This window comes from Burkholderia seminalis (genome assembly GCF_001718535.1).
In the GTDB taxonomy this organism is placed as follows: domain Bacteria; phylum Pseudomonadota; class Gammaproteobacteria; order Burkholderiales; family Burkholderiaceae; genus Burkholderia; species Burkholderia seminalis.
This window is the reverse complement of record NZ_CP013398.1, coordinates 2239357-2258657: the sequence shown is the minus strand read 5'-3', so window position 1 is coordinate 2258657 and position 19301 is coordinate 2239357. Positions and strand designations below refer to the sequence as shown.

Sequence of the window (19301 nt, the reverse complement as noted above, 5' to 3'; positions counted from 1 at the left end):
ATCAGGCGATCAGTTGTTCGAGCACGCGGCGGTACACGTTCTTCAGCGGATCGACGAAGCGCACCTCGATGTGCTCGTCGATCTTGTGGATGCTGCCGTTCGGCGGGCCGAATTCGATTACTTGCGGGCAGATGCGTGCGATGAAGCGGCCGTCCGACGTGCCGCCCGTCGTCGACAGCTCGGTCGTGATGCCGGTCTCGGTGCGGATCGCGTTCTCCAGCGCGTTCGACAGTTCGCCGCGCGGCGTGAGGAACGGCAGGCCGCTGACCGACCACTTCAGCGTGTATTCGAGGCCGTGCTTGTCGAGAATCGCGTGCACGCGTGCCTGCAGGCCCTCGACCGTGCTGGCGGTCGAGAAGCGGAAGTTGAACATCAGGTCGGCGTGGCCGGGGATCACGTTGGTCGCGCCGGTGCCGGCGTGCAGGTTCGACACCTGCCAGGTGGTCGGCGGGAAATATTCGTTGCCTTCGTCCCACTGCTCGGCGGCGAGCTCGGCGAGCGCCGGCGCGAGCAGGTGGATCGGGTTCTTCGCGAGATGCGGGTACGCGATGTGGCCCTGCACGCCCTTGACGACCAGTTCGCCCGACATCGACCCGCGGCGGCCGTTCTTGACGACATCGCCGAGCTCGGTCGTCGACGTCGGCTCGCCGACGATGCAGTAGTCGAGGCGTTCGCCGCGCTCCTGCAGCAATTCGACGACCTTCACGGTGCCGTCGGTGGCCGGGCCTTCCTCGTCGCTCGTGATCAGGAACGCGATCGCGCCGCGGTGGCCGGGGTGGGCCGCGACGAATTCCTCGGACGCGACGACGAACGCCGCGAGCGACGTCTTCATGTCGGCCGCGCCGCGGCCGTACAGCTTGCCGTCGCGATGGGCGGGAATGAACGGCGGCGAGGTCCATTGCTCGAGCGGGCCGGTCGGCACGACGTCGGTGTGGCCCGCGAACGCGAGCAGCTTGCCGGCGCGGCCGTCGGCGCCGCGCTTGACGGCCCACAGGTTGGTCACGCCGTGCGACGCGATGGTCTCGCATTCGAAGCCGAGCGCGGCGAGGCGCTCGGTCATGATCTGCTGGCAGTGCTGGTCGTCGGGCGTCACGGACGCGCGGGCGATCAGCTGTTCGGTAAGGGCTAGGGTGGCGGACATGGTTCGGACCACTTTCGATAAAAAATGCCGGCGCGGTGGCCGGCAGCGACGGGACGTCGGGCTGCGCCGACGGGCGCAGCGCGGGCGGCCCTAGGCGGCGAACAGCGCCGCGTATTGATCGGCCACGAAGCCGAGCGACTTCACGCGGCCGTTGACGACGAGCACGGGGCGCTTGATCACCGACGGCTTGTGGATCATCAGCGCGACCGCGCCGGTCTTCGTTTCGGCGGCCGCCTTCATGGCGTCGTCCAGGCCGCGCCACGTGGTGCCGCGCTTGTTCACGAGCGCGTCGAGCGACACGTCCTTCAGCCAGTCCTCGATCAGCGGCGCGCTGACGCCGAGCTTCTTGAAGTCGTGAAACTCGAACTCGACGCCGTGATCGTCGAGCCACACGCGGGCCTTCTTCACGGTGTCGCAGTTCGGAATGCCGTAGACGACCACGGTGTGCGGCTTGGCCATCAGTCGCCTCGCAGCAGCTCGTTCAGGCCGACCTTCGCGCGCGTCTTCGCGTCGACCTTCTTGACGATCACCGCGCAGTACAGGCTGTGCGAACCGTCCTTCGACGGCAGGTTGCCGGCGACGACGACCGAGCCGGCCGGGATGCGGCCGTAGCTGACCTCGCCCGTCTCGCGATCGTAGATCTTCGTGCTCTGGCCGAGGTACACGCCCATCGAGATCACCGAGTTTTCCTCGACGATCACGCCTTCGACGACTTCCGAGCGTGCGCCGATGAAGCAGTTGTCTTCGATGATGACCGGGTTCGCCTGCAGCGGCTCGAGCACGCCGCCGATGCCGACGCCGCCCGACAGGTGCACGTTCTTGCCGATCTGCGCGCACGAACCGACCGTTGCCCACGTATCGACCATCGTGCCTTCGTCGACGTACGCGCCGATGTTGGTGTACGACGGCATCAGCACGACGTTCTTCGCGATGAACGAGCCGCGGCGTGCGATCGCCGGCGGCACGACGCGGAAGCCGCCCGCGGCGAAATCTTCGGCCGTGTAGTTCGCGAACTTCGACGGCACCTTGTCGTAGAACTGCGAGTAGCCGCCGGCCGGCAGCGGCGCGTTGTCTTCCAGGCGGAACGACAGCAGCACGGCCTTCTTCAGCCACTGGTGCACGGTCCAGTTGCCGTCGATCTTCTCGGCGACGCGCAGTGCGCCGCGGTCGAGTTGTTCGATCGCGTGAGCGACGGCTTCGCGGACGTCGGCGGGCGCGGCCTTGGGCGACAGCTCGGCGCGGTTTTCCCAGGCGGTATCGATGATTTGCTGAAGTTGTTGCGACATGTTCGTTTTCGCAGGAGATGGATGGAATTGATCGGGATGGACGATTACCGCGCGAGAGCCCGGCAGAAATCGACGATGCGTTGCGCGCCCTCGACGCATTCGGGGGTGCCCGCGACGAGCGCGATCCGGATGAAATCGCGGCCCGGATTCGTGCCGTGCGCATCGCGCGCCAGGTACGAGCCGGGCAGAACCGTCACATTATAGTCGGCGTACAGGCGGCGGGCGAACTCGGTGTCCGACAGGCCGGTGCGCGACACGTTGGCCCACAGGTAGAACGCGGCGTCGGGCAGTTTCACGTCGATCACGTCGGCGAGCATCGGGGTGACCGTATTGAACTTCTGCAGGTACAGCGCGCGGTTCTCGCGCACGTGCGCCTCGTCGTTCCACGCGGCGATGCTCGCGTGCTGCCAGACCGGCGACAGCGCCGCGCCGTGGTACGTGCGGTACAGCAGGAATTGCTTCAGCAGCGCCGCGTCGCCGGCGACGAAGCCCGAGCGCATGCCCGGCACGTTCGAGCGCTTCGACAGGCTCGACAGCATCACGAGCCGCTCGAAGCCGCGGCCGAGGCGGTGCGCGGCCTCGAGGCCGCCGAGCGGCGGTGCGGCTTCGTCGAAATAGATTTCCGAGTAGCACTCGTCGGACGCGATCACGAAACCGTGGCGGTCGGACAGCGCGAACAGTTCGCGCCAGTCGTCGAGCGTCAGCACGGCGCCCGTCGGGTTGCCCGGCGAGCACACGTACAGCAGCTGCGTGCGCGCCCAGACGTCATCCGGCACGGCCGCGTAGTCGCACGCGAAGTTGCGGGCCGGGTCGCTGTTCGCGAAATAGGGTTCGGCACCGGCCAGCAGCGCCGCGCCTTCGTAAATTTGATAGAACGGATTCGGACAGAGTACGATCGCCTTCTCGCCGTGCGCGGTCGGGCGGGCGTCGATCACCGTCTGCGCGAGCGAGAACAGCGCCTCGCGCGACCCCGACACGGGCAGTACCTGCGTGGCCGGATCGATCGCCGGCAGCCCGTAGCGGCGCTCGAGCCAGTGCGCGATCGACGTGCGCAGCGCGTCCGAGCCGGCCGTGGCCGGGTACGACGCGAGGCCGTCGAGGGCGGCCACCACGGCGTCGCGGATCAACGCCGGCGTCGCGTGCTTGGGCTCGCCGATGCCGAAGCTGATCGGTTTGAGGTCGCCGGAAGGCGTCACGTCCTTGAACAGGGCGCGCAGCTTTTCGAAGGGATAGGGCTGGAGCGAGTCGAGTCGAGGGTTCACGGGCGAAGCGGCCATCGCGGCCGGTTGGAGCGAAAGAAGCGGCGGGCGTGCCGCACGGCTGCGAACGGGCGCCGACGGCGCGGGTCGCAACGGACGATTATAGCGTGACGGAATGCGGTCACGGCCGGCCGGAACGGCGGCCAGGCCCGCCGAATAAAGGGAATGAAGGGTATTGAACCAAATGAATAACGCGGTACGCGGCAGCCTGCCGACGCTGGCCATCCTGATCGGCGCATCGGTATGGGGCCTGATCTGGTATCCGTTGCGGATCCTCGCGTCGCTCGGCGTGACGGGTACGCTGGCCAGCGCGCTGACGAGCCTCGTCGCCTTCCTGTTCGTGGTCGTCGCGCGGCGCCGCACGATCGCGACGCTGCGCTGGCACTGGGTGCTGCCGGGCATCGCGTTGACGGCCGGCGTGACGAACCTCGGCTTCGTGTGGGGCACGATCCACGGCGAGGTGCTGCGCGTGATGCTGCTGTTCTACCTGACCCCGGCCTGGACCGCGGTCTACGCGCACTTCCTGTTGCGCGAGCGGCTGACCTGGGCCGGCGCGGGGCTCGCGGCGCTGTCGATCGGCGGGGCGATGCTGATGCTGTGGTCGCCGAAGCTCGGCCTGCCGCTGCCGGCCAACCCGGCCGAATGGGCCGGCCTCGCGGCCGGGCTGAGCTTCGCGATGAGCAACGTGCTCGTGATCAAGGCAAGCCGCGAACTGCCGGAGATGCGCGCGGAAATGCGCACCGCGACGCTGTTCGGCGGCGCGGCCGTGTTCGGCGCGATCGCGTCGCTGTTCGAAGGGCTGCCGGCCGCGCCGGCAGGCGGCCAGCTCGGCGTGGCCGCGCTGATCATCGCCGCGATCGGCGTGACGATGGCGTCGAACAACCTGCTCGTGCAATACGGCCTCGCCCGCGTGCCGGCGAACCGCGCGTCGATCATCATGCTGTTCGAGATCGTGATCACCGCGCTGTCGGCGTGGGTGTTCGCCAGCGAGCTGCCGACCGCGCGCGAATGGGCGGGCGGCGCGTGCATCGTGCTGGCCACGCTGCTGTCGAGCCGGGTCCATCGTGCCGCGCCCGCATCGGGCAAACCCGGCGACGGTCGGGACGGCGCACGCGCGATGGTATGATGGAAGCCGTTTGCGGGGCCCAACGCTGGATGCGCGCGGCCCCGTTTTTGAATTCCGGGGCGCGTCGCGCGCAGGGGCCCTCCGGCCCCGCGCAGTGCGGCCCCGTCCGTTTCACACCTTCTTCACATCCGATACCGCCGTGCGTCTGAGCTCGATCAAACTCGCTGGCTTCAAATCCTTCGTCGATCCCACGCATTTCCAGGTTCCGGGCCAGCTTGTCGGCGTGGTGGGCCCGAACGGGTGCGGCAAGTCCAACATCATCGATGCCGTGCGCTGGGTGCTCGGCGAGTCGCGCGCCTCCGAGCTGCGCGGCGAGTCGATGCAGGACGTGATCTTCAACGGCTCGACCGCACGCAAGCCCGGCAGCCGGGCCAGCGTCGAGCTGATCTTCGACAACTCCGACGGCCGCGCGGCCGGGCAGTGGGGCCAGTACGGCGAGATCGCCGTGAAGCGCGTGCTCACGCGCGACGGCACGTCGAGCTACTACATCAACAACCTGCCGGCGCGCCGCCGCGACATCCAGGACATCTTCCTCGGCACGGGCCTCGGGCCGCGCGCCTACGCGATCATCGGGCAGGGCATGATCGCGCGGATCATCGAGGCGAAGCCGGAAGAGCTGCGCGTGTTCCTCGAGGAAGCCGCCGGCGTGTCGAAGTACAAGGAGCGCCGCCGCGAAACCGAGAACCGCCTGCACGACACGCGCGAGAACCTGACGCGCGTCGAGGACATCGTCCGCGAGCTCGGCGCGAACCTCGAGAAGCTCGAGGCGCAGGCCGTCGTCGCGACCCGGTACAAGGAACTCGTCGCCGACGGCGAGGAGAAGCAGCGCCTGCTGTGGCTGCTGCGCAAGAACGAGGCCGCCGGCGAGCAGCAGAAGCAGCAGCGCGCGATCGAGCAGGCGCAGATCGACCTCGAGGCGCAGACGGCGAAGCTGCGCGAAGTCGAGGCGCAGCTCGAGACGCTGCGCGTCGCGCACTACTCGGCAAGCGACGCGATGCAGGGCGCGCAGGGCGCGCTCTACGAGGCCAACGCCGAGGTCAGCCGCCTCGAAGCCGAGATCAAGTTCATCGTCGAATCGCGCAATCGCGTGCAGGCGCAGATCGCCGCGCTGAACGCGCAGCGCGAGCAATGGCGCGCGCAGGCCGAGAAGTCGCAGGACGAGCTGGAGGAGGCCGAGGAGGCCCGCGCGATGGCCGACGAAAAGGCCGCGCTCGCCGAAGACAACGCGGCCGCGAAGCACGATGCGCTGCCGGCGCTCGAAGCGAAGTGGCGCGACGCGCAGGCGCAGCTCAACGACGAGCGCGCGCGGATCGCGCAGACCGAGCAGTCGCTGAAGCTCGAGGCCGCGCACCAGCGCAACGCCGACCAGCAGCTGCAGCAGCTTCAGCAGCGCCACGAGCGCCTGAAGAGCGAAGCGGGCGGGCTCGACGCGCCGGACGAGGCGCAGCTCGAGGAGCTGCGCATGCAGCTGGCCGAGCAGGAAGAGATCCTCGCCGAAGCGCAGGCGCGCCTGGCCGACGCGCAGGAAACCGTGCCGCGCCTCGACGGCGAGCGCCGCGCCGCGCAGGAGCGCGTGCAGGCCGAAGCCGCGCAGATCCACCAGCTCGAGGCGCGCCTCGCCGCGCTGAAGCAGCTGCAGGAAAACGTGCAGACCGAAGGCAAGGTGCAGCCGTGGCTCGACAAGCACGAGCTGGGCGCGTTGCCGCGTCTGTGGAAGAAGCTGCACGTCGAGGCCGGCTGGGAAGCGGCGCTCGAGGCCGTGCTGCGCGAGCGCCTCGCGGCGCTCGAAGTGTCGAATCTCGACTGGGTGAAGGCGTTCGCGACCGATGCGCCGCCGGCGAAGCTCGCGTTCTACGCGCCGCCCGCGGCCGGTGAGCCGCCCGCCGCGGTGGCCGGGCTGCGTCCGGTGCTGTCGCTCGTGCGCATCGACGACGCGGGCATCCGCGCGGTGCTCAACGACTGGCTCGGCAGCGTGTACGTCGCCGACGACGTCGCGCAGGCGCTTGCCGCGCGTGCGCAGCTGCCGGCAGGCGGCGCGTTCGTCGTGAAGGCCGGCCATATCGTCACGCGCGTCGGCGTGCAGCTGTACGCCGCCGATTCGGAGCAGGCCGGGATGCTGGCCCGCCAGCAGGAAATCGAAAACCTGACGCGCCAGGTGCGTGCGCAGGCATTGCTCGCCGACGAGGCGCGCACGGCCGCCGTGCGTGCGGAAGCCGCGCACACGCAGGCCACGCAGGCGCTCGGCGACGTGCGCGCGCAGGCCGAACGTGCGACCCAGCGCGTGCACGCGCTGCAGATGGACGTGCTGAAGCTGGCGCAGGCGCACGAACGTTACACGCAGCGCAGCACGCAGATCCGCGAGGAGCTCGAGGAAATCGGCGCGCAGATCGAGGAGCAGCGCGCGCTGCGCGCGGAATCGGAAACGAATTTCGAGCGCTTCGACGGCGAGCTCGCGGAGCTGCAGGCGCGCTTCGAAGACAACCAGCTCGCATTCGAATCGCTCGACGAATCGCTGACGCAGGCGCGCCAGGAAGCGCGCGACCTCGAGCGCGGCGCGAACGACGCGCGCTTCGCCGCGCGCAACGCGGTGACGCGGATCGACGAGCTCAAGCGCAGCATCCAGGTCGCGCACGAGCAGAGCGAGCGCGTCGCCGGGTCGCTCGAAGACGCGCGCGCCGAACTCGAGACGATCAACGAGCAGACCGCGCACACGGGCCTGCAGGACGCGCTCGAGATTCGCGCGGTGAAGGAAGAGGCGCTGCAGGCCGCACGGATCGAGCTCGACGACCTGACCGCGAAGCTGCGCGCGTCCGACGAGCAACGCCTCGTGGCCGAGCGCTCGCTGCAGCCGCTGCGCGACCGTATCACCGAGTTGCAGCTGAAGGAGCAGGCCGCGCGCCTGTCCGTCGAGCAGTTCGCCGAGCAGCTCGCGACGGCCGAGGTCGACGAGGCCGCGCTGTCCGCGAAGCTGACGCCGGACCTGAAGCCGTCGTACCTGCAGGGCGAAGTCACGCGCCTGAACAACGCGATCAACGCGCTCGGCCCGGTGAACATGGCCGCGCTCGACGAGCTGAAGGCCGCGAGCGAGCGCAAGGTGTTCCTCGACGCGCAGTCGGCCGACCTGATCGACGCGATCACGACGCTCGAGGATGCGATCCACAAGATCGACCAGGAAACCCGCACGCTGCTGCAGGGCACCTTCGACGAGGTCAACCGCCATTTCAGCGACCTGTTCCCGCGTCTGTTCGGCGGCGGCCAGGCGAAGCTGATCATGACGGGCGACGAGATTCTCGATGCCGGCGTGCAGGTGATGGCGCAGCCGCCGGGCAAGAAGAACGCGACGATTCACCTGCTGTCGGGCGGCGAGAAGGCGCTGACCGCGACCGCGCTGGTGTTCGCGATGTTCCAGCTGAACCCGGCGCCGTTCTGTCTGCTCGACGAGGTCGACGCGCCGCTCGACGACGCGAACACCGAGCGTTTCGCGAATCTCGTGCGCGCGATGTCCGACAAGACGCAGTTCCTGTTCATCTCGCACAACAAGATCGCGATGGAAATGGCGCAGCAACTGATCGGCGTGACGATGCAGGAGCAGGGCGTGTCGCGGATCGTCGCGGTGGACATGGAAACGGCCGCGGGTTTTGCCCAGAATTGACGTTTGACGAAACCGGATCGCGTTCGCGCGGCGCATGACGCGCCCGTTCGCGGTCCCGACAAAAAGAATTGCTGATGGAGCGTGCATGGACGAGTTGACACTCGGTTTGATCGGCGCGGGTGCTGTCGTGGTGGGCGGCGTCGTGGTCTACAACGCGTGGCAGGGCGCGAAAGTACGGCGCAGGATGCCGCGCCCGATGCCGGAGGAAGCGGCCGAGGCGATGAACCGCCCCGAGCGCGACGAAGAGTTGCCGTTCATCGAGCCGGTGCGTCAGCCGGTGCGCCGCGAGCCCGCGGCCCCGGTCGCGGCCGCCGCCGCCGCGTCGGCGGATGTCGCGCGCGTCGAACCGACGTTCGGCGGGGTCGCACCGGCCGACACGCCGGCCGATCTGCAGGCCGAGGCGACCGGCGGCGATACGCCGTCCGAGGCGATCGAACCGGCCGCCGGTGAAGCGGCCGCACACGCCGCCGAGCCCGCGGCAACCGGCGAGGCGTCCGAACCGGCCGAGCCGACCGAACCCGTGATCCCGGCCGCGACGACGATTTCGTCGGCGCCGCCCGCGATCGTCGATCGCCGGATCGATTGCATCGTGCCGATCCGCCTCGCCGGGCCGCTGCCGGGCGACAAGATCCTGCCGGCCGCGCAGCGGCTGCGCCGCGCGGGCAGCAAGCCCGTGCACATCGAAGGCAAGCCGGAAGGCGGCCAGTGGGAGCTGCTGCAGAACGGCGTGCGCTACGAGGAACTGCGCGCGGCCGCGCAGCTCGCGAACCGCAGCGGCGCGCTGAACGAACTCGAATTCTCGGAATTCGTGACGGGCGTCCAGCAGTTCGCCGACACGATCGACGGCGCACCGGAATTCCCGGACATGATGGAAACGGTCGCGATGGCGCGCGAGCTCGACGCGTTCGCCGCGCAGTGCGACGCGCAGCTGTCGATCAACGTGATGTCGGACGGCGCGCCGTGGTCGGCGAACTACGTGCAGGCGGTCGCGTCGCAGGACGGGCTGCTGCTGTCGCGTGACGGCACGCGGTTCGTGAAGCTCGACGCGAAGCAGAACCCGGTGTTCATGCTGCAGTTCGGCGACACGAACTTCCTGCGCGACGACCTGACCTACAAGGGCGGCAACATGATCACGCTGGTGCTCGACGTGCCGGTTGCCGAAGAGGACATCCTGCCGTTCCGGTTGATGTGCGACTACGCGAAATCGCTGTCCGAACGGATCGGCGCGCGCGTCGTCGACGATTCGCGCCGGCCGCTGCCGGAATCGACGCTGCTCGCGATCGAGCAGCAGCTGATGAAGTTGTACGCGAAGCTCGAGGAAGCCGGCATCCCGGCCGGTTCGGCCGTCACGCGCCGCCTCTTCAGCCAGTAACGCGACGGCGCGGACGGCGGGCGTGCGCGCCACCGTTCGCCGCTGCGGCGCACCCCCTTCCGTGTGCGCCGCAACACGCTCCTCGGGCTTGCATTGCACGCCCCGTCACGGCGTCAAACTGAGATAATCGGGCATCCGATTTTTCAGAACGAATCTGCCGCCAGCATGGCCCGAACCCAAGCCGAACCGCCAGCCAGCCAGCCCGACGCGCGTGCCGCGTGGCTGCGCGACCAACTCGAGCGGGCGAACCACGCCTATTACGTGCTCGACCAGCCGGATCTGCCCGACGCCGAATACGACCGGCTGTTCCTCGAACTGCAGCAGCTCGAAACCGACCATCCCGAACTCGTGACGCCCGATTCGCCGACGCAGCGCGTGGGCGGCGAGGCGGCCGGCGGCTTCACGCCGGTCGTCCACGACGCGCCGATGCTGTCGCTGAACAACGGCTTCGCCGACGAGGACATCGTCGCATTCGACAAGCGTGTCGCCGATGCGCTCGACAAGCCGACCGATCTCGCCGGCTCGGTGACGGAACCCGTCGAATACGCGTGCGAACTGAAATTCGACGGTCTCGCGATCTCGCTGCGCTACGAGCAGGGCGTGTTCGTGCAGGCTTCGACGCGCGGCGACGGGACGACGGGCGAGGACGTGACCGAGAACGTGCGCACGATCCGCTCGATTCCGTTGAAACTGAAGGGCAAGCACGTACCGGCCGTGCTCGACGTGCGCGGCGAGGTGCTGATGTTCAAGCGCGATTTCGCACGCCTGAACGAACGCCAGCGCGCGGCCGAGCAGCGCGAATTCGCGAACCCGCGCAACGCGGCGGCCGGCAGCCTGCGCCAGCTCGATTCGAAGATCACCGCGCAGCGTCCGCTGTCGTTCTTCGCGTACGGGATCGGCGTGCTCGACGGGATGCCGATGCCCGACACGCACAGCGCGCTGCTCGACTGGTACGAGTCGCTCGGCCTGCCCGTGAACCGCGAGCGCGCGGTCGTGCACGGCGCCGAGGGCTTGCTCGATTTCTTCCGCAAGGTCGGCGAGAAGCGCGAGTCGCTGCCGTACGACATCGACGGCGTTGTCTACAAGGTCAACCGGCGCGACGAGCAGGAGCGCCTGGGCTTCGTGTCGCGTGCGCCGCGCTTCGCGCTCGCGCACAAGTTTCCCGCACAGGAAGCGCTGACAAAGCTCGTCGCGATCGACGTGCAGGTCGGCCGCACCGGCGCGATCACGCCGGTCGCGCGCCTCGAGCCCGTGTTCGTCGGCGGCGCGACCGTGACCAATGCGACGCTGCACAACGAGGACGAAGTGCGCCGCAAGGACATCCGGATCGGCGACACCGTGATCGTGCGCCGCGCGGGCGACGTGATTCCCGAGGTGGTCGGCGCGCTGCTCGACCGGCGTCCGGCCGACGCGGCCGAATTCGTGATGCCGACCGAATGCCCGGTGTGCGGCTCGAAGATCGAGCGCCTGCCGGACGAGGCGATCGCCCGCTGCACGGGCGGCCTGTTCTGCCCGGCGCAACGCAAGCAGGCGCTGTGGCACTTCGCGCAGCGCCGCGCGCTCGACATCGACGGGCTCGGCGAGAAGATCATCGACCAGCTCGTCGAGCTGAATCTCGTGCGCACGCCGGCCGACCTGTTCAATCTCGGTTTCGCGACGCTGGCCGAGCTCGACCGCTTCGCGGAGAAGTCCGCGCAGAATCTGCTCGACTCGCTCGAAAAGGCGAAGCACACGACGCTGGCGCGCTTCATCTACGGCCTCGGCATCCGCCACGTCGGCGAATCGACCGCGAAGGATCTCGCGAAGCATTTCGGCTCGCTGACGCCGATCATGGACGCGTCGATCGAGGAACTGCTCGAAGTCAACGACGTCGGCCCGATCGTCGCCGAGTCGATCCACCAGTTCTTCGCGGAAGCGCACAACCGGACGGTGATCGAGCAGCTGCGCGCGCCGGGCAAGGTCACGTGGCCGGAAGGGCCGCCCGCGCCGAAGGCGCCGCAGGGCGTGCTGGCCGGCAAGACGGTCGTGCTGACGGGCACGCTGCCGAACCTCACGCGCGATGCCGCGAAGGAGATGCTCGAGGCGGCGGGCGCGAAGGTCGCGGGCTCGGTATCGAAGAAGACGGATTACGTGGTCGCGGGCGCCGAAGCCGGCAGCAAGCTCGCGAAGGCCGAGGAACTCGGCATCCCCGTGCTGGACGAAGACGGTCTGCACCAACTCCTGGAGGGCAATACGCCATGATTCGCGAGATCCTGAAGATGGGCGATCCGCGCCTGCTCGACATCGCCAAGCCGGTCGAGCAGTTCGATACCCCCGAACTGCACGAAATCGTCGCGGACATGTTCGAGACGATGCATCACGCGAACGGCGCCGGGCTGGCCGCGCCGCAGATCGGCATCGGCCTGCAGATCATCATCTTCGGCTTCGGCAACAACAACCGCTACCCGGACGCGCCGCCGGTGCCGGAGACCGTGCTGATCAACCCGAAGGTCGAGTACATGCCGCCGGACATGGAAGAGGGCTGGGAAGGCTGCCTGTCGGTGCCGGGCATGCGCGGCGTCGTCAGCCGCTACGCGAAGGTGCGCTACAGCGGCTTCGACCAGTTCGGCGCGAAGATCGACCGCGTCGCCGACGGGTTCCACGCGCGCGTGGTCCAGCATGAATACGATCACCTGATCGGCAAGCTGTATCCGATGCGGATCACCGACTTCACGCGCTTCGGCTTCACCGAGGTGCTGTTCCCGGGGCTCGACCCGACCGACGACGACTGATCGTCCGCGTCCGGCGGACAAGAAAAAAGCCCGCTTGCGCGGGCTTTTTCATTGCATGGCGCACCGGGTGTGCCCGCGCTCAGAACGTCTCGTCGGCCGACAGGTAGCGCCATTGGCCTTGCGGCAGCGCGCCGAGCATCACGCGGCCCATGCGCACGCGCTTCAGGCCGATCACGTCGAGGCCGACCAGTTCGCACATGCGGCGGATCTGGCGCTTCTTGCCTTCGCGCAGCACGAAGCGCAGTTGCTCGCCGTTCTGCCAACTGACCATCGCGGGCTTCAGCGCGACGCCGTCGAGTTCGAGGCCGTGGCGCAGCTTCGCGAGCGATTCCGCCGGGAAGTGCTGGTCGATGTCGATGAGCCGCTCGCCGAAGCGCACGCGCACCAGGTACTCCTTGTCGATGTCCGACTGCTCGCCGATCAGCTGCTTCGCGATCACGCCGTTCTGCGTCAGCACGAGCAGGCCGGTCGAGTCGATGTCGAGCCGGCCGGCCGGCGCGAGCGCGTGCAGGTGTTGCGGCGAGAAGCGCACCGGCGAATGGTCGCCGCTCCAGCGGTTCGCGCGCGTGATCAGCACGGCCGCCGGCTCGTAGCCGTCTTCGGCCTGACCCGAGACGTAGCCGACCGGCTTGTGCAGCAGGATCGTCACCTGCGCGGCCTGCGCGGCGCTCGCGCGCTCGTCGATCTCGATCTTCTGGTCCGCGCGGACCTTGGTGCCGAGCGTGTCGATGCGTTCGCCGTCGACGAGCACCCAGCCTTTTTCGATCCATTCGTCGGCTTCGCGGCGCGAGCACATGCCGAGCTCGGACATCCGCTTCGACAGGCGCATCAGGCCCGTTTCGTCGCCGTAGTCGCCGTAGTCGACGTCGGCCGACGCACGCTTGACCGGTTGCGCGGTCTTGACCGCGCCGAACGAGCGGCGCTCGCCATCGCGTGCGGGACGAGCCGGACGGTCGCCGAAGCTGCGCTTCGCGCCTTCGCCGGATGCCTTGTCGCGATAGGACGGACGCTTGCCGTCGTCGGCGCCTGCGCGGCGCGGGCGCGCATCGTCATCGCGGCGCGGCGGACGATCGGACGACGGGCGGCGGTCGCCGAAGCTGCGTTTTGCGCCTTCGCCGGCAGCCTTGTCGCGATAGGACGGGCGTTTGTCGTCGTCGCCACCCGCGCGGCGCGGGCGAGCATCGTCGTCACGACGCGGCGGACGGTCGGACGACGGGCGGCGGTCGCCGAAGCTGCGCTTTGCACCTTCGCCGGATGCCTTGTCGCGATAGGACGGACGTTTGTCGTCGTCGCCTGCGCGGCGCGGGCGCGCATCGTCGTCGCGGCGCGGCGGACGATCGGACGACGGGCGGCGGTCGCCGAAGCTGCGTTTTGCGCCTTCGCCGGCAGCCTTGTCGCGATAGGACGGGCGTTTGTCGTCGTCGCCACCCGCGCGGCGCGGGCGAGCATCGTCGTCACGACGCGGCGGACGGTCGGACGACGGGCGGCGGTCGCCGAAGCTGCGCTTTGCACCTTCGCCGGCAGCCTTGTCGCGATAGGACGGACGTTTGTCGTTGTCGCCACCCGCGCGGCGCGGGCGCGCATCGTCATCGCGGCGCGGCGAACGATCGGACGACGGGCGGCGGTCGCCGAAGCTGCGTTTTGCACCTTCGCCGGCAGCCTTGTCGCGATAGGACGGGCGTTTGTCGTCGTCGCCACCCGCGCGGCGCGGGCGGGCATCGTCGTCACGACGCGGCGGACGATCGGACAACGGGCGGCGGTCGCCAAAGCTGCGCTTCGCACCTTCGCCGGCGGCGTTGTCGCGATAAGGCGCGCGGGTGCCGCGTTCGGCACCGCCGTCACGCGGCGCACGCTTGGCCGGTGCGCGATCCGTGCCCGGGCGCTCGGCGCCGGCGGCACCGCGCGGCTTGAACGAGCGTTCGCCAGCGGCGGCCGGGGCGGCCTTCTTCGGACGGGCCGGCTTGTCCCCCGCGGGCGGCGCGGCGGGACGCACCGCCTTGCGGGCGACGAGGCTGCCGGAGCGGACAGGGGCGCGGGTCGGCGACGCCGGCTTCGGATTCTTGACGGTTAGTTTGGTGCGCATAAACGCTGGAATTCATTCAGACTGCGATCGCACGCAGCAATTCGGTTTCGAGCTGGATCTGCAGGCGGTTGTCGGACAGGCCGGCGCCCGCGAGCAGGAAGATGTCTTCGACGCGCTCGCCGAGCGTATTGATCCGCGCCGCATGGACGCCGACCCGATGCTCGGCGAGTACGCGCGCGATCGAATAGAGAAGGCCCGGCCGGTCGTTGGCCGACACGGACAGGATGTAGTACTGGCCGCGCTCGTCGGCCCGCAGGTCGACGCGCGGCGTGATCGGAAACGTCCGCGACAGCCTCGACAGGCGGCCCTTGGACGGCTCCGGCAACGGGGCGGTTTCGGCAAGCCGCGTCGCGAGCTGCTGCTCGACGAGATTCGCGATGTCGCGGTAACGCACGTCGCGTTCGGTCTGCGTGACGATGAAGTTGTCGAGCGCATAACCGTGCCGCGTCGTGCTGACGCGTGCATCGAGCACCGACAGCCCGTTGCGGTCGAAATACGCGCAGATGCCCGCGAACAGGTCGGGGCGATCCTTCACGTACACGAGCACCTGCAGCGCGTCGCCGATCGGCGACGGCCGCGCGCGGACGATCGCGGTTTCGGCGTTCACGTGCCGGTACAGCACGCGCGTCTGCCACGCGATGTCGGCCGCATCGTGACGCAGGAAGAAGCCGACGTCGAGCTGATCCCACAGCGCGCGATGCGCGTCGTCGGGCACGGTCTCGAGGCGCAGCAGCGCGAGCGCCTGTTCCTGCCGCGACTTCAGCTCCGAGTGCGCGTCGGGGTTCGCGCCGCCGAGCACCGCGAGCGTGATGCGGTACAGGTCCTCGAGCAGCTTGCCCTTCCACGTGTTCCACACCTTCGGGCTCGTGCCGCGGATATCGGCGACGGTCAGCAGGTACAGCGCGGTGAGGTAGCGTTCGTTGCCGACGACTTCGGCAAAGCGCTTGATGACCTCGGGGTCGCTCGTGTCCTGTTTCTGCGCGACCTGGCTCATCGTCAGGTGATGCTGGACGAGCCACACGATCAACGACGCGTCGTCGCCGGCGATGCCGTGCTCGCGGCAGAAGCGCCGCGCATCGGCCATCCCGAGCGTCGAATGGTCGCCGCCGCGGCCCTTCGCGATGTCGTGGAACAGCGCCGCGACATACAGCACCCACGGGCGCTCGAAGTTGCCGATCAGCTGGCTGCAGAACGGGTATTCGTGCGCATGCTCGGCCACCGCGAAGCGGCGGATATTGCGCAACACCATCAGGATGTGCTGGTCGACCGTGTACACGTGGTACAGGTCGTGCTGCATCTGGCCGACGATGCGGCGGAAGTTCAGCAGATAGCGGCCGAGCACGCTCGTCTGGTTCATCAGCCGGAACGCGTGCGTGATGCCCTCGGGCTGCTGCAGGATCCGCATGAACGTGTCGCGGTTCTGCGGATCGCGGCGCCACGCGTTGTTCATGATTTCGCGCGAGTTGTACAGCGCGCGCAGCGTGCGGGCGGAGAAGCCCTTCACGCCGCGGGTCGTCTCGTACAGCAGGAACGCTTCGAGGATCGCGTCGGGATGACGCTCGAACACGCCGTCGTCGACGATCTCGAGCATCCCCTGCTTCTCGACGAAGCGATCGGGCGACAGCACGCGCGTGATGCCGCTCGTCGCGGGGAAGAGCTGCGCCTCGATGTTCTGGATCAGGATCGTCGCGAGCTGCGTGACGGCCTTCGCGGCCCAGTAGTAGCGGCGCATCAGCTGCTCGCTCGCGCGCTTGGTCTGCGTCGGCTGGTAGCCGAAGCTCTCGGCGGCCTGCGTCTGCAGGTCGAACACGAGCATGTCCTGGCGGCGGCCGGCGATCACGTGCAGCCGCGCGCGCAGCGTCTTCAGGAAGCCCTCGTTGCGGCGCAGCTCGCGTGCTTCGCGATCGGTGATGAGGCCGCGCGTGTCGAGTTCGCGCCAACTGCTGCCGAAGCCCGCCGCGCGCGCGATCCACAGGATCGTCTGCAGGTCGCGCAGCCCGCCGGGGCTTTCCTTCACGTTCGGCTCGAGACTGTACGGCGTGTCCTGGAACTTCGCGTGGCGCTGGCGCATCTCGAGCACCTTCGCGGTGAAGAACGCGCGGGCGTCGAGCGCCTCGTGGTAGCGCACCGTGAAGCGCTCGAACAGCGCGGTGCTGCCGACGATGCGGCGCGCCTCCAGCAGCGAGGTCTGCACCGTGACGTCCTGCGACGCCTCCTCGATGCACTGCGCGACCGTGCGCACGCTGCTGCCGATCTCGAGGCCGAGATCCCACGCCATCCCGATGAAGCGCTCGATGCGCGCGTCGAGCGCCGGGTCGTGCGCATCGGGCAGCAGCACGAGGATATCGACGTCGGAATAGGGCGCGAGCTCGCCGCGCCCGTAGCCGCCGACGGCGACGAGCGCGAGCGTCGCGGGCAGCCCGCAGTCGTCCCACACGCGCTTGAGCGCATCGTCGGTGAGTTTCGACAGCGCGTGCATCAGCGATGCCACGGTCGTTGCGTGGCGAAAACGCTCGAGCAACTCCGTCTTGGCGGCCTTGAATTCGGCGCGCCGCGACAGCGCGTCGGGCGAGGGGGCGGCGTGAGCGCTCATGGGCAGCCGTTCAGGTGCGGGCGGGGCGGGCGGGCGCGACGGCGCTCAGACCGCGGCAGCCGGTTGCGCGAACACGGGGCGCGCCGGCGTGCCGGCCGACACGGTCAGCACCTCGTAGCCGGTTTCGGTGACGAGCACCGTGTGCTCCCACTGCGCCGACAGGCTGCGGTCGCGCGTCTTGACCGTCCACTGGTCGGGCATCGTGCGGATGTCGCGCTTGCCGGCGTTGATCATCGGCTCGATCGTGAAGATCATCCCGGCCTTCAGCTCGATGCCGGTGCCCGGGCGGCCGTAATGGACGACCTGCGGATCCTCGTGGAACACCGTGCCGATGCCGTGGCCGCAGTATTCGCGCACGACGCTGTAGCCCTGCGCTTCCGCGTGCTTCTGGATCGCGTAGCCGATGTCGCCGAGGTGCGCGCCGGGCTTGACCTGGTCGATGCCGAGCCACATGCACTCGTAGGTGGTCTGCACGAGGCGCTTCGCGAGGATCGAACCTCCGCCGACGATGAACATCCGGCTGGTGTCGCCGAAGTAGCCGTTCTTGATCACGGTGATGTCGATGTTCAGCGCATCGCCGTTCTTGATCACCTTCTCGCCGGGAATGCCGTGACAGATCACGTCGTTGACCGAAATGCAGGTGGCCTTCGGGTACGGCGGATAGCCGGGCGGCTGGTAGTTCAGCGGCGCGGGGATCGTGCCCTGTTCGTTGAGCATGAACTCGTGGCAGAGACGGTCGAGTTCGGCGGTCGTGACGCCCGCGACGACGTGCGGCGTGATGAAATCGAGCACTTCGCTCGCGAGACGGCAGGCGACGCGCATCTCCGCGATATCGTGTTCGTTTTTGAGCGTAATAGCCATCGAGGTATGCCTGGAATGCGGTGAATTGACGGATTATCGCACCTTATGGCTGCCCTCGCAGCCCCTGCCGGCCGCGCGGATGCGGGTTTTCGCGGATTGTCCGGCCGGCTGGCGCGCGGCAGCGAAAGTGTCGGGCGACTTGAGGGCGGACAACTCGGCGTGCTATACTCTTTGGCTAAGTCGATGTCCAAATGCCGAACTTGCCTCATTTTGGGGCGGCATGGCGACGAAAGGCTTGCGGCACGGGCGTTTTGCACGTGCCGAATCGCAAGCCGGCGCAACCAGGGTGCCGGCCGCGCGGAATTCGCGCCCTTCGGGGCGGGTTCGCGCGGCGGTACGGCGGCCGGCTTAAGACCCAACCCTCGTGGAGAATTTACATGGCAGTTACGATGCGCCAAATGCTGGAAGCGGGTGTCCACTTCGGTCACCAGACGCGCTTCTGGAACCCGAAGATGGCTCCGTTCATTTTCGGTCACCGCAACAAGATTCACATCATCAACCTCGAAAAGACGCTGCCGATGTTCACGGACGCACAGAAGTACGTGCGCCAGCTGGCAGCGAACCGCGGCACGATCCTGTTCGTCGGCACGAAGCGTCAATCGCGTGACACGATCGCCCAGGAAGCGCAGCGCGCAGGCATGCCGTACGTCAACGCACGCTGGCTCGGCGGCATGATGACCAACTTCAAGACGCTGAAGGTATCGATCAAGCGCCTGAAGGACATGGAAGCGGCAGTCGAGGCGGGCGAGCTCGAGAAGATGAGCAAGAAGGAAGCGCTGCTGTTCGAACGCGAAATCGCCAAGCTGCAGAAGTCGATCGGCGGCGTGAAGGACATGGGCGGCATTCCGGACGCCATCTTCGTCGTCGACGTCGGCTACCACAAGATTGCCGTCACGGAAGCGAACAAGCTGGGCGTGCCGGTCATCGCCGTGGTCGATACGAACCACTCGCCGGAAGGTGTGGACTACGTGATCCCGGGTAACGACGACTCGAGCAAGGCAGTCGCGCTGTACGCCGAAGGCGTGGCCGACGCGATCCTCGAAGGCCGTGCGAACGCGGTCAACGAAGTGGTCCAGGCCGCACGCGGCGACGACGAGTACGTCGAGGAAAACGCGTAACTGGCCCCGAGCCGGCGCAAAAAGGGGGCTCTCAACAGG

At 68.4% G+C, this 19301-nt stretch carries 13 protein-coding genes; 6 read left to right on the top strand and 7 right to left on the bottom strand.

Translation table 11 applies throughout. The features are described from left to right. Nucleotide 1 precedes the first annotated feature (1 nt). The 4 genes from dapE to dapC form a co-directional block, all read right to left on the bottom strand. On the bottom strand, nucleotides 2-1141 hold the full coding sequence (gene dapE, locus WJ12_RS10215; protein WP_059561866.1) for a succinyl-diaminopimelate desuccinylase: 1140 nt from the start codon (nucleotides 1139-1141) through the stop codon (nucleotides 2-4). Nucleotides 1142-1231: 90 nt separating this feature from the next. After that, complete coding sequence (locus tag WJ12_RS10210) at nucleotides 1232-1600, bottom strand: ArsC family reductase (RefSeq protein ID WP_006478478.1); 369 nt, start codon at nucleotides 1598-1600, stop codon at nucleotides 1232-1234. Further along, nucleotides 1600-2427 carry a 2,3,4,5-tetrahydropyridine-2,6-dicarboxylate N-succinyltransferase gene (dapD, locus tag WJ12_RS10205; protein ID WP_059561861.1) on the bottom strand — a complete coding sequence of 276 codons (828 nt, stop codon included), beginning with the start codon at nucleotides 2425-2427 and terminating at the stop codon, nucleotides 1600-1602. The genes WJ12_RS10210 and dapD overlap by 1 nt, the downstream gene beginning before the upstream one ends. A 44-nt stretch (nucleotides 2428-2471) precedes the next feature. After that, entirely contained in the window at nucleotides 2472-3704 is a 1233-nt protein-coding gene (dapC, locus tag WJ12_RS10200; RefSeq protein ID WP_034188856.1) for a succinyldiaminopimelate transaminase, read from the bottom strand. 166 nt (nucleotides 3705-3870) lie between these two features. Here dapC and WJ12_RS10195 point away from each other — a divergent pair, with 166 nt between their 5' ends. The 5 genes from WJ12_RS10195 to def all read left to right on the top strand — a co-directional run bounded on the left by WJ12_RS10195 (nucleotide 3871) and on the right by def (nucleotide 12607). Next, nucleotides 3871-4812 (top strand): DMT family transporter, encoded by a 942-nt coding sequence (locus WJ12_RS10195; protein WP_034188855.1) that lies wholly within the window; start codon nucleotides 3871-3873, stop codon nucleotides 4810-4812. A 139-nt stretch (nucleotides 4813-4951) separates the two neighbouring features. After that, nucleotides 4952-8464: a chromosome segregation protein SMC gene (gene smc / locus WJ12_RS10190; protein ID WP_059561858.1), complete on the top strand. Its 3513-nt coding sequence runs from the start codon at nucleotides 4952-4954 to the stop codon at nucleotides 8462-8464. 85 nt (nucleotides 8465-8549) lie between these two features. Then, entirely contained in the window at nucleotides 8550-9836 is a 1287-nt protein-coding gene (locus WJ12_RS10185; protein ID WP_059561856.1) for a cell division protein ZipA C-terminal FtsZ-binding domain-containing protein, read from the top strand. A gap of 165 nt (nucleotides 9837-10001) precedes the next feature. Continuing rightward, nucleotides 10002-12077, top strand: a complete 2076-nt coding sequence (gene ligA / locus WJ12_RS10180; protein WP_034188852.1) for an NAD-dependent DNA ligase LigA — start codon at nucleotides 10002-10004, stop codon at nucleotides 12075-12077. Then, nucleotides 12074-12607, top strand: a complete 534-nt coding sequence (gene def, locus WJ12_RS10175; protein WP_034188851.1) for a peptide deformylase — start codon at nucleotides 12074-12076, stop codon at nucleotides 12605-12607. The genes ligA and def overlap by 4 nt, the downstream gene beginning before the upstream one ends. Before the next feature lie 79 nt (nucleotides 12608-12686). On the opposite strand, the gene WJ12_RS10170 is transcribed toward def, so the two are convergent. From WJ12_RS10170 to map, 3 genes are read right to left on the bottom strand one after another with little or no spacing between them, the layout of a single operon-like run. After that, nucleotides 12687-14690 (bottom strand): pseudouridine synthase, encoded by a 2004-nt coding sequence (locus WJ12_RS10170; RefSeq protein WP_063896739.1) that lies wholly within the window; start codon nucleotides 14688-14690, stop codon nucleotides 12687-12689. A 16-nt stretch (nucleotides 14691-14706) separates the two neighbouring features. Beyond that, the gene (locus tag WJ12_RS10165) at nucleotides 14707-17283 is read right to left on the bottom strand and encodes a [protein-PII] uridylyltransferase (protein WP_034188850.1); all 2577 of its coding nucleotides are present in this window, start codon (nucleotides 17281-17283) and stop codon (nucleotides 14707-14709) included. A gap of 45 nt (nucleotides 17284-17328) precedes the next feature. After that, complete coding sequence (gene map / locus WJ12_RS10160) at nucleotides 17329-18144, bottom strand: type I methionyl aminopeptidase (protein WP_069245665.1); 816 nt, start codon at nucleotides 18142-18144, stop codon at nucleotides 17329-17331. 377 nt (nucleotides 18145-18521) lie between these two features. Between map and rpsB the strand changes: the two genes are divergently transcribed. Next, complete coding sequence (rpsB, locus tag WJ12_RS10155) at nucleotides 18522-19262, top strand: 30S ribosomal protein S2 (protein WP_006483818.1); 741 nt, start codon at nucleotides 18522-18524, stop codon at nucleotides 19260-19262. Nucleotides 19263-19301 lie beyond the last annotated feature (39 nt).